The sequence below is a fragment of the Pedobacter zeae genome (assembly GCF_014196715.1).
Lineage (GTDB): Bacteria > Bacteroidota > Bacteroidia > Sphingobacteriales > Sphingobacteriaceae > Pedobacter > Pedobacter zeae.
Map to the genome: position 1 here is coordinate 772,032 of NZ_JACIEF010000001.1, position 10,995 is coordinate 783,026.

Consider the following 10,995-nt stretch of genomic DNA (forward strand, 5'->3'; position numbering starts at 1 on the left):
TGAGACTGCTATTAAGCCCTTCTTATGGCTGGCCTCAGAAAACACGCATTAAGTAACGCCATCGGTAGGATAAACGGGCTCGGCGATGTTTTTAAGCCTGTTCCTGGCAAAGTATTGATATTAAAAAGGCGATCGGGGAATATTCTGAAAAATGGAATTTGGTATAAGGATATAGGTAAACTGTGGATTATGAAAATTATTTTATGGCGTGGCCTGCTCTATAAATCTTTGGAACATTGTAAAATCCAAAAACAAGATGATGGATTTGGTGTGGAATCGGTGATTATTGGCCATTACCAGCACCAGGTTTATAAAATTCGCTATTTGATAAGCGTGAATGAGGATTGGAGCGCCCGCGGATTTGAGATCAGGTCGGAGATCGAAGGGGCGGAAGCACCAATAGCCGGAAGCAAGACCGGAGAAGACTGGTTGGTAAATGGTACCGTTAGGCCCGATTTACGCGGGCTACCTTATATCGATATATCGCTTACTCCCTTTACCAATTCGCTTCCGGTCAATAATTTGCGTTTGGAAGTTGGCCAGTCGCAAGACATAAAGGTCTTGTACGTGGATGTATTAAATAACGAGATCAAAGCGGTAAGCCAGCGTTATCTGAAAAAAGGGAAAGATCTCTATCTTTATGAAAACCTGGCAAAAAACTTCTCGGCCACAATTAAGGTTGATGAGCATGGTTTTGTAAAGGATTATCCTGAACTTTTCCAGGAAGTTGCGAGATTTGAGGCCAAATAAGGCACTTTAAATATTCAAGGATTCAAAGCCAACAGCGCCATGGCGGCTGTGCTGGTAGTAAACTCGAACAACAGTTTCTTAACACATCAGAATTAGTAGTGTTTCGTGGGTAACTTTTATATTTAGGCATACGCTAACAGTTTCTTAAAAGTGAATGAAATCAATACAAATATGGTTGATCATTTGGCTGGAATGTTGATTCAAATAAACCCTAAATAACCGGCTCATCGATGTTTTTATGAAATACTTTAGCCCTTTGCTGTAATTTAGAAAAACATCAGGAATGATGTGACGCTTATGAGCCACACCAACCGTCGAAAACGACTCAAGAGAATCAATCTACTACTGATTTGCTTACCATGGGAATAACCTTAGATCCGATCAATTCTATGGCATTCATGAGTTGGCTATGTGAAAGACCGGCATTGTCCATCTGAAAGGTAAATCTTTGGATACCTCCCAACGACTTGCTGTGGTTGATTATTTTTTCGGCCACTGTTTCCGGGCCTCCAACTACCAATACCCCTCTGGGGCTAACATTGAATTCGAACTGTGCCCTTGTAATCGGTGCCCAACCCCGTTCTCTGCCAATCCTGTTCCATTGATCAACGTGTCCGGGATAATATTCGGTGATAGCGCTCTGATCATCTGCCGCAACATAGCCTGGTGAATGCAGCCCAACCTTTAAAGCATCTGCACTGAATCCCGCTTCGGCTCCTGCCTGTCTGTATATATCGATCAAAGGTCTAAACCGTTCCGTAAATCCCCCGATGACAGCAACCATTAGTGGCAATCCCAATCGGCCGGCCCTTTCGAAAGAAGCTGGCGTACCTCCAACGCCTAGCCACACCGGCAACTTTTCTTGCAGCGGCCTTGGGTAAATAGGCAGATTGTCTATACTTGCCCGAAATTTGCCATGCCAGGTTACAAATTCATTTTTGCGGATCTCAAGCAGCAAATTCAGTTTTTCGCTGAACAGTTCATCGTAGTTACTGAGATTTAATCCAAAAAGCGGATACGCCTCAACCGAGGAGCCTCTTCCAACAACCATTTCGGCTCTTCCCTGCGAGATAATATCTAAAGTGGCGAAACTCTGAAAAAGCCGCACAGGATCAGCTGCCCCCAAAACTGCAACTGCACTGGTGAGCCTTATTTGTTTCGTGCGAGCGGCGGCAGCGGCTAAAATAACAGCAGGGGCAGAATCCAGAAATCCGTTTTTATGATGCTCACCAATACCAAAAACGGATAAACCTGCCTGGTCGGCAAGCGCAATACGCTCAAGCAATTCTTTCATTGCAAGACCTGGAGTAATTCCTGTTGTGCCATACATGGCAGATGCAAAACTATCAATTCCTATTTCCATAATCATATTGGCTGTTGTATTAAAGCGGCCAACTCATTGTTAACCGCTGAACATTATTTTTAAGATTTCCTTAGTCCTCTTGTACCTGCTTTACAAACTGCAGGTCTCCGGCCAATTTTACTTCTTCCCCAATCATTAGTCCTCCGGTTTCCAGCGCCGAATTCCATGTCAGACCAAAATCTTTTCTGTTAACTTTTCCTTCGAAAGAAAAGCCGGCCCTGGAAAACCCGTAGGGATCCACTTCGATTCCGTTGAAATTCAGATCGATCGTTACAGACTTGGTAATTCCATTGATGGTAAGGTTGCCGGTAAGGCCATCGTTGACGTTTACTGCCGAAGACTCGAAAGTGATGGTCGGATTTTGTTCGACATTAAAGAAATCTGCAGACTTCAGGTGGTTATCACGATCGGTATTATTTGTTGAAACCGAATCGGTTTTGATCGTTACGCTCGTTTTGGCATTGGTAAACGTATCATCTTCGGTATCGACTTCAATATTAAAATCTGTAAAATTTCCGCTTACGTTAGAAATCATCATGTGCTTTACTTTAAAAGTAATGTCACTGTGTGTTGGGTCGAGGGTCCATTTTGTTGTCATTGTTGTCATTTTTTGAAGTTATTTATATTTAATTTTTTATGCAGCTCTTATCAGGCTTTGGAAGAAGCAGCTTGTGCTTTGATTGGACTCCCTTACATACTCCTGTTAAATTTTCTATGTCAAAGTTCAGTTGTTGCTGAAAGATGCAGAATGATGTTTGTCAAAAAATACGATTGATAAATGTCAATCCTAATCGATCTGATACAGTCCGAAAAGCTTTCCATCAATTAGCAGATAACTGTAAGCATAGCTTTCACAAGTTCTGATGATGCCATCAACAGGTTGCACCCCGGCTTTTAACAGCATATCTACCGAGTTTTCAAGGTCGTCCACCTGGAAACCAATTACCATATCGCCATCCTTAAAAATCCTTTGGGGCTGGATTAAACCTATTCCATAGATCTCCAATACGGTATTGTCTTTAAGCTTATAAACCGAAAGGCCAGGATCATCAAGTATTTTTTTTGCTCCCAATATGTTTGCAAGCGCTTCCCATTGTTGCGCAGTGCCTGGTTTTCCGTTTACAGAAATTCGGAGCGGAATTTTATTTTTTCTCATGATGGGGCATATTGATTGCTGAACTGTTGGCGGAACAAGGAGCCCGGCCACCGGTCTTGCTATTTCATAAAGTAAACCTGGAGCCTTTATGCAAACTGGCAGGCCTCTTCAAAAGATAATCTTGGGTCGCGGGGATGCAACCTGGAATCATCTCCATAGCCGATTGTGCAAATGAAGTTCGCCTTCCAGGAAGTATCTTTGAAAAATGTCTCGTTGAGAATCGCATTATGAAATCCAGACATTGGGCATACATCCAACCCAAGACCACGGGCGGCAATCATTAGATATGCTCCTGTAAGGGAGCTGCTCCTGTACGCTATAGATGCTGCAAAATCGGCATTGTTCTCAAACATAGCTTTAACATCCATCCGCGGAAACAGTTTTGGAGCCTGCTTCCAGAAAAGCCCGTCTTGCGCTATGATGGCCGTTACCGGTGCCGACTTGACCTGCCCCAGGTTACTTCCCATGCCCTCTAATGCAGGATAAAGTTTTTGCTTACCCTCTTCGCTCCGAACGAATACAATACGTGCCGGTTGCAGGTTACCACTGGTGGGACCATATTTTACAATATCGTAAAGTGCCCTGAGGTCTTCATCAGCAATTGGTTTATCCGTCCAATGGTGGTGTGACCTTGCTTTGGTAAAAAGTTGTTCAAAAACGTCGGGAGAAAGGACTTTTCTTCCTAAAGTTCCGGCATCATTGTAATTCGTGTCGGGATTTAATTGTGCTGTCATGGTAGAAAATGTTTAATTATCTTATCAGTAATTTTTGTTTCTGTTGATTGCCGGAAATTCCAGTGCTTCAATCTGATAGCACAAATCTCACCTAATCAAATAACAGCATGAATGACCTTTATCAAAAAATGCTCTTGACATTTATCAAGGGTGACCCGAGTATAAGCCACGCCTTCTCTTGGATTATTTTAGTTAATTTTATGAACAGCTTCATTACAAAAAAAAGGACTCAATCGAGTCCTTTTTTTTAATCTTTTTACGTTGATTGGAACTGTATAAAAAAATATCTACTTTATTTTTTTATACAGTTCGTTGTCAAGGGCAATTTTTCCCGAACCATATATCGCCAGCACCAGCAAAATGCCGATTACGAGAAAGTGGTATTCATAACCTTCGCCTTGCAGGGTTCCGCTCCAATTCATAAAGAATCCCACTTGGATATGCGCTTTAAAGATCATGCCTAGAAACAAAATGATAGCAGCTACAGAAGTGATTCGTGTGAAAAGTCCGAATAAAATAAACAAGCTTCCAAAAAACTGTATGGCGATAACCAAAAAGGAAATCATTGCCGGTAGTGCGAAGGCACCGAACATGGCCATGGAGTTGCTGTAACCCGGGCCGCCAAACCAGCCCAGCAGAAGCTGCGACCCATGCGGCCAGATGACAACTGCAAAAGTTACCCTTAGAATTAGCGGTGCAAAAGAAGATTCAGAGCTTAAAAGCGTTTTGATGAAATTTTTCATGATTTTAAATTTAAATTAACATCACAAAATTGGTTTAAGCTCCGTACCTGCTAAATGATGTTTATCAAAAAATATGCTTGATTTTTGTCAACGCGCGGCTCATTTGGCAAAAACAATTGCTCCTTATATCAATAACCGCTTTTAACAGCTGTAATCACCTAATTAATTGTTATGGGCATTCTTCTTAATACGGCTTAATGTTTCAGGGGAGATGCCGAGGTAAGAAGCCACCATATTTTGCGGAAATCTAAGAATGAACGAAGGATAGGATTTCATCAGTTCTTCATAGCGTTCCTCTGCACTCAGGCTTATTGCCGCGTGTATTCGCTTCTGGCTGGCTATAAAGCTCTGCTTATCCATCGATTTTAATGTTGCAGCAACCGCGGGGATTGTTGCATTAAGCTCCTGAAATTGATCCCAGGTAATCAGCAACAGATCGGAATCTTCCAGCAGCTCAATATGAAACTGGGTAGGGGTGCCCTGCGTATAACTTTCAGGATCGCCAAGCCACCATCCCTCAACGCCAAAACGCACAATATGTTCCTGTCCCTTGTCATTAACCGAGAACATGCGGGCAGCACCTCTAACCACAAAACCTGCATACTTGCAGACATCGCCTTCCTGCAAAAGGTATTGCCGTTTACGAAATTTCTTCGCTTTGAATTTTTCTGCTATTAAGATCTTTTCATTGGAATCCAACGTCATTCCGGATTTGTCTTCAATATATTTAAATAGGGTTTCGTGCATAGTTGGTCAAATAAATCTTGCCTTAAAGATAAACAATCTTTTAATTACGCTGCCGGCTTTGATCTATCTGTGCATCATGATGGTTGGATGGTAACTTGAATACTATGAAACAGGCCAACATTACTGGAACTGACAGGGAAGTACCACCGTTTGCAGTTACCGGCTAAGGAGACGACCTATCTTACTGGCACAAGGGATAACACTGCATCGGGCATTTAGCTGATGGTTAAGCGCTGCCCGTTAGCACAGCAGCGATGTAACTTTAAAAATAGATTGGATTTTAATCGGCCGGAATTTGTTAACATTGCGCGCGCCTGGCTTGCAAGGTACGGGAACGTGTGGAGGGGCTTAGTGAAAATTGCCTGCCTGGGGGCACCCACTTTAACAACTGGACATTCATAAAAAAAAATCTAAAATGAACAGAAAGCTATTTCAGGTTTTACTGCTGCTCTTGCCTTTTTGCGTACAGGCGCAAAATAAGGTTAATTTTTCAAATGCCTTTAAAAAACAAAACCAGGGGAAATATAAAATTGAGATCCACCAGGTAAAGGAGCTCGTGCACATTATGATTGCCATTACCGCCTCGGGCATGGAAAACGACGACATGATCCAGCAGCAGGGCCAATATTATAAAGAGGTGCTTAACCATTTTAAGCCTTTCAGCAATGAAAAAATCATAAAGACTTTCGATTCGCTGATGAACGTTTCGCCCTACTATTATATTTTTCTCACCGGAAATGCCATTTCCTACGATTTTAATGGCGGCAGGTTGCAAAAGAGTAAGATTTATGATTTTCCTGCAACCGGAGTGGCCAATATGAAGATTACTGAAAACCCGATCACCCGGTATAAGGCAGAAATTGAGGCTTTTGCGCAGCGATCCAAATTCAGGGAGTTTTACAAAAAGCATCAGCCCTTTTATGATTCGATCATTGCAGAGTATAACAAAAATGCCAACCTTGGCAAACAGTGGAAATGGCTGGAGAAAAACTTTGATACTAAAATCGGCACGTACCTGATTTTATGTTCTCCGCTGGTTAACGGGCTGAATTATACCACCGAATTTGATGATAACAATTTCAGGCTCATCCAGATGGTGCTGCCTACGTTGGATAAGTACCCGAACTTAAATGAGCTGCAAAACGAAATATTGAATACCAGGGTAATGTTTACCGAAATCGACCATAATTATGTTAATCCCCCTTCAAATGCGAATGCCGCGGCGATCAACAAACTTTTTGCTGACCGCAGTATTTGGATAGATGAGAAAGCGAATGGGGCTTTCGCTTATCCCAATGGCCTTAAGGTATTCAATGAGTATATGACTTTTGGGGTTTTCCTTTTGTACTGCAAAGAATACTACAACGCTGCAGCCTATGAGCGTACTTACCAGGAAACCATACAGCTGATGAAGGAAAGGGGCTTCCCGAAAATGAAAGAATTTACAGATCAGCTACTGGCTACGGGGAGCCAGATGCAAGGCAAAAAGATAGACAGCTGGTATCCTGACTTTTTGAAACGGTTTGAGTAGGTGCTATAGCTGTAGCAGGGAAGGCCAAAAGGGCGGTGTGGATTATGAATAACCATCGCCCGGAACCTGCGTTCGTTTATATTGCGCGGGGAAGGAGCTGTATTGCGGCTACCTCAGGTTTCTGTCAAATTCAGTTGCCCGGGTAGGTGGGGAGCTACTTGGTTTAAATTTTGGTACGGTTGTATATTAGAAATCCGGATATATCACATGGTTGTGATATTTGTATTTTTGATTAACTTTGCTTTTCCCAACGGCTTTTATGGCTACCGGTAATAATTTTGCGAAAGATGAAGATTCTTTATATCGTTGCCCTCATCGTGGCCGTGGTGTTTTTATATTACCTGATTTCAAAAAAAAGCGCTGCAGCTGAAGATCAATTACCTGAAAAATTTGCGCCATACCAATTGTTGGATAGCTCAACCATCATCAGGAGTGGCATTGTGCAAATGAGCCTGTTGTTGGAAAGCAAAAAAAATATCGAACTTTTTTTAACCTCACAAAACAACATTATTGTATCTGGTTTCACAGCTGAAAAGGAAAAATCCTTTATCAAGATCGCGCCTGACGGAAAGGTAAGTGACACCTTAACGTTGATGTCGCGCCCGGAGGATATGCTATTTTTAAAAGGCTTTATTGTAAACACGCAGGCGAAGCAATATTACAGGTGGAGTTTCAATGGAGCCAAAACACCAATAAGCATCAGTGCTCAAAATTCGGATTTTGACTGGGATGATGAAAAGCAAGACAAACAACTGGCCTATATCGTCAAACATGCAGCAGGGGTTTGGGTAGATTATAAGTTTGACAGTCCGGTTCCGGAAAAAATAGCGGGAGAGGGGCCTCAAACCACACAAGGTGTTTCAGGTTATGCGATTGTTACCTATATGATCGGTGAGGAATGCTTTCAGTTTTACACAACGCTGAACATAAGTAAATATTTTTCCTCTGCTTATTTGCAGGAAATGTTGTGGAACAACCTTTTCAAACGGATCAGTCATCATCGCTTAGATGGCGAAATCATCAGCACACCGAACCTGAACTACCGTTATTTCCATAAATTAAAACCGGAAAAGGTTCGCTTTTCGGGTGGGGGTGGCAATGCGCCAGGCTTTACGAAAAGGCTGTACCCGGGCTATCTTTTTACCGATGTGGTTTTTAGAAATGATACCATTAAGCTTAAAGAGTTGATGTACCTTGATGAGGACTGGCATGCTTCAGCTATAGCGGTTGATGGTCAGAACATTGGGGCGCTCTACCGGAACAAGGTACAGCCCATAGCGCATATGGATGGTTATCTGTATTATACCAATAACCATTTACAATATGCCCTGTTTACCAATAATGAGCAAAAACTGTATTTGATTAAATAATTTTTGAAGCATACCATTTTACCATGTTGCATTTTGCAGCAAGTTGATCAACTTATAGCACTTTACCCATGAAAAAAGTCTTTATCATCTGTCTGTTTCTGATCAGTTGCCAGGAAGCTCCCCAGAAAATTAAAGCAGGAAAGTATACCCGGCAAAAAGCAAAGGTATTGGAAAACTATACTGATATTGCTGAAAGCGAAATCAGCAGGAAAAAGTTTGACATGGGGGTATTGACCTTTCATAATCCCATCATCCTTGATTCATCGGTATTTGCTCCTGTTAACGGAAAAACAACCTTGCCGGTTAAGGCCGGGGATAAGGTATTTGTTGATAACCGTGGCGTGCCTCATGACGAAGATATGGTTAGCTACCGGTATCGCGGCCGTTTCGGTAGCCTGAACAGCTATGTGGTTGAAGTGCATTTGTATGAAGATGATTTTTTTCTGCTCATTAACGCGGTTACTGGCAGGCAAGATACGCTTAACGGCTTCCCTTTTTTGTCTCCGGATAAACGAAAGATATTTTGCAGCCGGTATAATCCTTACGAAACTTACGAGAAGGTGCCACCGCCAACATGCGACGTCGAAATACACTTGTTAAAGGGTACCACCATAAGCCAAATCATTCGTAAACCGTTAAAGAACGATATTATGCAGGCGTATTGGAAAAATAGCAACACCATTTACACTAAGGTGGCTTCGGGGCAGGGCGGCTCAGATTCTAGCTACCGGGAATTACGGCTAACGGAAAAGCGACCTGACGGGGGCAAGCAATAGCAGAAAGTAAAATGCCCTCCCCGGCACGGCTCTTACCAATTCATACGCAAGAGAAATTGATGACTGAAGGGATAAGTTGTACCGTTTAGCCGAAATCATCCATTGTAAAATTTTGGGCAATCGCTTTACAAACTTCAGGGCTAATGATCATTATTTGGCCTGCTGTTGATGCCTGGATTGCCGTCATATAATTTTCCAGTTAACAGCAAGCAGTTTTGATATTGCGCTACCTGGTAAGATTGGTTAAAGAAGACATGAAAGTAAGCAGCTGTATTTTTCAACTTATTTAAACCGGCGCTATTATAAACAGGTAGTGGTGCGGGTAAAACTTCCTCTGTACGGACTGTTTTTCCATCCTTATATTTTATGGTTTTCGATTTTGTGGGATAACGGGTTTGAAAGGCAATGGTTTGGCCATTATTGTAGGTTCCGCTGAGGGTTTGCGGTTTGCCATTTTTATCCAGGTAAGTTGCGCTGAACTCCAGGTCGTTTAAAAATTCAATGGTATTGGGCGTTTTTTCCTTGCTTAATCTGATATATAAATCTGTTTCATCACCGTATTTTGCAGACTTTTGATACTCAATTGTAAAAAACCACTTGGTATGTTGAAAAGGGTAGAGCCCGCTTACTGGAAAATTATATTGGCTTGAGCTGTTAATTCTCGTCCCGTTTTTAAATTTAAAGTTGAACACAATCGCATTCATTTTTTTACCACCTACCGTTTGGCCAGTTTTTAGCAAAAAATGGATGTTATATTGATCAGCAACGGATTGGTAGTGGTTTTCATTTACTTTTTGGAGCTGTAAATCCTGGTTTTGCAGGCTCAATCTGAATTGATCAAGGCTGTGGTTCAAAAAATAGCTCACCTGAATTAATGATTCATTCCCGGTATAAATGGCATGGAGCACCAGTTTTTCGTGAGATAGGGGATGAACGTAAAGGGTATCGTTAATGCGGTTAAATCCTTTTTTTTTGAGGTATACCTCATTCAGGATTACGGGCTTATTGCCCTGTCCGGTTTCATCTGTAACTAGATGTATAAAATTACTGGGAAAAAACTCCTGGCCATGCACATAGCCGCATAATAGCATGAAAAGAAGTGGGAAGACGATTTGTTTTTTGGATATCATTATGGTAAAAATTATACAATTTTTTTAAGAACTTATTTAATCCGCGCGTCAATTTCAGTGATGATCATCTTTTCCCATTCCTCGATTTGGGGGAGCGAATAATCGGTGCCCAGATCCTGGTAAATGCTATCCAGCACTTTTTGAGCATGTTTTAGTCCTAATAAATCGCACAAAGCTAAAATTTCCGGATCATTCTTTTCCTCTTCGTACCAGGTTAAAATTTGCTTCACAAAGATGCCGTCCCAGGTGAGTACCTGGTTGGTTTTTAAGGTGCTCAGGTTTTCAGGGGAATACCGGATAAATCCTTGCAGCACCTTATCATAAGCCAGTACCTGCGAGAAATCGTGGATGGTCTCGAACAATGGAATATACCGATCTGTAAGGAACACCTCCTGTTCTTTCCTGGTGGCATGGAGGATGTGGTAAGGCGGAGAGAAGTGGTTATAGAAACCATACATGTTTAGGCTGTCAGTTTCATCAAACAGTGCGATAACAAATGGCGATAAATTTAAACTGACCAGCACTGATCTGATTTCTGCTTTGGTAATGCTATTCTGATCTTTTTCCACTAAGATTTGTTTTTTTATGATTTATTTGCCAGAAATTTATTTTAAAACACCCACCATGTATTTTGCGGCGGTGGGTCAGGAGAAATATAATCCCGATTGATGCATGAAAGCAGCGAACATGATGAT

General features: G+C 41.8%; 12 protein-coding genes. 4 read left to right on the forward strand and 8 right to left on the reverse strand.

Annotation, left to right across the window (positions count from 1 at the left end; translation table 11 throughout):
* Positions 1 to 24 precede the first annotated feature (24 nt).
* Positions 25 to 750, forward strand: coding sequence for a putative glycolipid-binding domain-containing protein (locus GGQ60_RS03165; protein WP_183759932.1), 726 nt, complete (start codon positions 25 to 27; stop codon positions 748 to 750).
* A 334-nt stretch (positions 751 to 1,084) separates the two neighbouring features.
* On the opposite strand, the gene GGQ60_RS03170 is transcribed toward GGQ60_RS03165, so the two are convergent.
* The 6 genes from GGQ60_RS03170 to GGQ60_RS03195 all read right to left on the reverse strand — a co-directional run bounded on the left by GGQ60_RS03170 (position 1,085) and on the right by GGQ60_RS03195 (position 5,493).
* Positions 1,085 to 2,113: an Atu2307/SP_0267 family LLM class monooxygenase gene (locus GGQ60_RS03170; protein WP_183759933.1), complete on the reverse strand. Its 1,029-nt coding sequence runs from the start codon at positions 2,111 to 2,113 to the stop codon at positions 1,085 to 1,087.
* A 70-nt stretch (positions 2,114 to 2,183) separates the two neighbouring features.
* Entirely contained in the window at positions 2,184 to 2,711 is a 528-nt protein-coding gene (locus GGQ60_RS03175) for a YceI family protein (RefSeq protein WP_183759934.1), read from the reverse strand.
* 189 nt (positions 2,712 to 2,900) lie between these two features.
* Positions 2,901 to 3,269: a VOC family protein gene (locus GGQ60_RS03180; protein ID WP_183759935.1), complete on the reverse strand. Its 369-nt coding sequence runs from the start codon at positions 3,267 to 3,269 to the stop codon at positions 2,901 to 2,903.
* An 86-nt stretch (positions 3,270 to 3,355) separates the two neighbouring features.
* Entirely contained in the window at positions 3,356 to 4,003 is a 648-nt protein-coding gene (locus GGQ60_RS03185; protein ID WP_183759936.1) for a malonic semialdehyde reductase, read from the reverse strand.
* A gap of 287 nt (positions 4,004 to 4,290) precedes the next feature.
* A complete protein-coding gene (locus GGQ60_RS03190) occupies positions 4,291 to 4,746 on the reverse strand; it encodes a DoxX family protein (protein WP_183759937.1) in 456 nt (151 codons plus the stop codon).
* Positions 4,747 to 4,908: 162 nt separating this feature from the next.
* On the reverse strand, positions 4,909 to 5,493 hold the full coding sequence (locus GGQ60_RS03195) for a Crp/Fnr family transcriptional regulator (protein ID WP_183759938.1): 585 nt from the start codon (positions 5,491 to 5,493) through the stop codon (positions 4,909 to 4,911).
* A gap of 415 nt (positions 5,494 to 5,908) precedes the next feature.
* On the opposite strand from GGQ60_RS03195, the gene GGQ60_RS03200 reads away from it, so the two are divergent.
* The 3 genes from GGQ60_RS03200 to GGQ60_RS03210 all read left to right on the forward strand — a co-directional run bounded on the left by GGQ60_RS03200 (position 5,909) and on the right by GGQ60_RS03210 (position 9,170).
* Positions 5,909 to 7,024, forward strand: coding sequence for a DUF4932 domain-containing protein (locus GGQ60_RS03200; RefSeq protein ID WP_183759939.1), 1,116 nt, complete (start codon positions 5,909 to 5,911; stop codon positions 7,022 to 7,024).
* A 287-nt stretch (positions 7,025 to 7,311) separates the two neighbouring features.
* Positions 7,312 to 8,394 carry a hypothetical protein gene (locus tag GGQ60_RS03205; protein ID WP_183759940.1) on the forward strand — a complete coding sequence of 361 codons (1,083 nt, stop codon included), beginning with the start codon at positions 7,312 to 7,314 and terminating at the stop codon, positions 8,392 to 8,394.
* 68 nt (positions 8,395 to 8,462) lie between these two features.
* The gene (locus GGQ60_RS03210; protein WP_183759941.1) at positions 8,463 to 9,170 is read left to right on the forward strand and encodes a hypothetical protein; all 708 of its coding nucleotides are present in this window, start codon (positions 8,463 to 8,465) and stop codon (positions 9,168 to 9,170) included.
* A gap of 140 nt (positions 9,171 to 9,310) precedes the next feature.
* Here the strand turns inward: GGQ60_RS03210 and GGQ60_RS03215 are convergent, their stop codons facing one another.
* On the reverse strand, positions 9,311 to 10,300 hold the full coding sequence (locus GGQ60_RS03215) for a hypothetical protein (RefSeq protein WP_183759942.1): 990 nt from the start codon (positions 10,298 to 10,300) through the stop codon (positions 9,311 to 9,313).
* Between the two features lie 32 nt (positions 10,301 to 10,332).
* The gene (locus GGQ60_RS03220) at positions 10,333 to 10,869 is read right to left on the reverse strand and encodes a hypothetical protein (RefSeq protein WP_183759943.1); all 537 of its coding nucleotides are present in this window, start codon (positions 10,867 to 10,869) and stop codon (positions 10,333 to 10,335) included.
* Positions 10,870 to 10,995 lie beyond the last annotated feature (126 nt).

Coding starts and splice junctions, on each gene's coding strand:
- GGQ60_RS03210 (WP_183759941.1), top strand. CDS start 8,463: ATGAAAAAAGTCTTTATCATCTGTCTGTTTCTGATCAGTTGCCAGGAA.
- GGQ60_RS03165 (WP_183759932.1), top strand. CDS start 25: ATGGCTGGCCTCAGAAAACACGCATTAAGTAACGCCATCGGTAGGATA.
- GGQ60_RS03170 (WP_183759933.1), bottom strand. CDS start 2,113: ATGGAAATAGGAATTGATAGTTTTGCATCTGCCATGTATGGCACAACA.
- GGQ60_RS03180 (WP_183759935.1), bottom strand. CDS start 3,269: ATGAGAAAAAATAAAATTCCGCTCCGAATTTCTGTAAACGGAAAACCA.
- GGQ60_RS03200 (WP_183759939.1), top strand. CDS start 5,909: ATGAACAGAAAGCTATTTCAGGTTTTACTGCTGCTCTTGCCTTTTTGC.
- GGQ60_RS03215 (WP_183759942.1), bottom strand. CDS start 10,300: ATGATATCCAAAAAACAAATCGTCTTCCCACTTCTTTTCATGCTATTA.
- GGQ60_RS03185 (WP_183759936.1), bottom strand. CDS start 4,003: ATGACAGCACAATTAAATCCCGACACGAATTACAATGATGCCGGAACT.
- GGQ60_RS03190 (WP_183759937.1), bottom strand. CDS start 4,746: ATGAAAAATTTCATCAAAACGCTTTTAAGCTCTGAATCTTCTTTTGCA.
- GGQ60_RS03195 (WP_183759938.1), bottom strand. CDS start 5,493: ATGCACGAAACCCTATTTAAATATATTGAAGACAAATCCGGAATGACG.
- GGQ60_RS03175 (WP_183759934.1), bottom strand. CDS start 2,711: ATGACAACAAAATGGACCCTCGACCCAACACACAGTGACATTACTTTT.
- GGQ60_RS03205 (WP_183759940.1), top strand. CDS start 7,312: ATGAAGATTCTTTATATCGTTGCCCTCATCGTGGCCGTGGTGTTTTTA.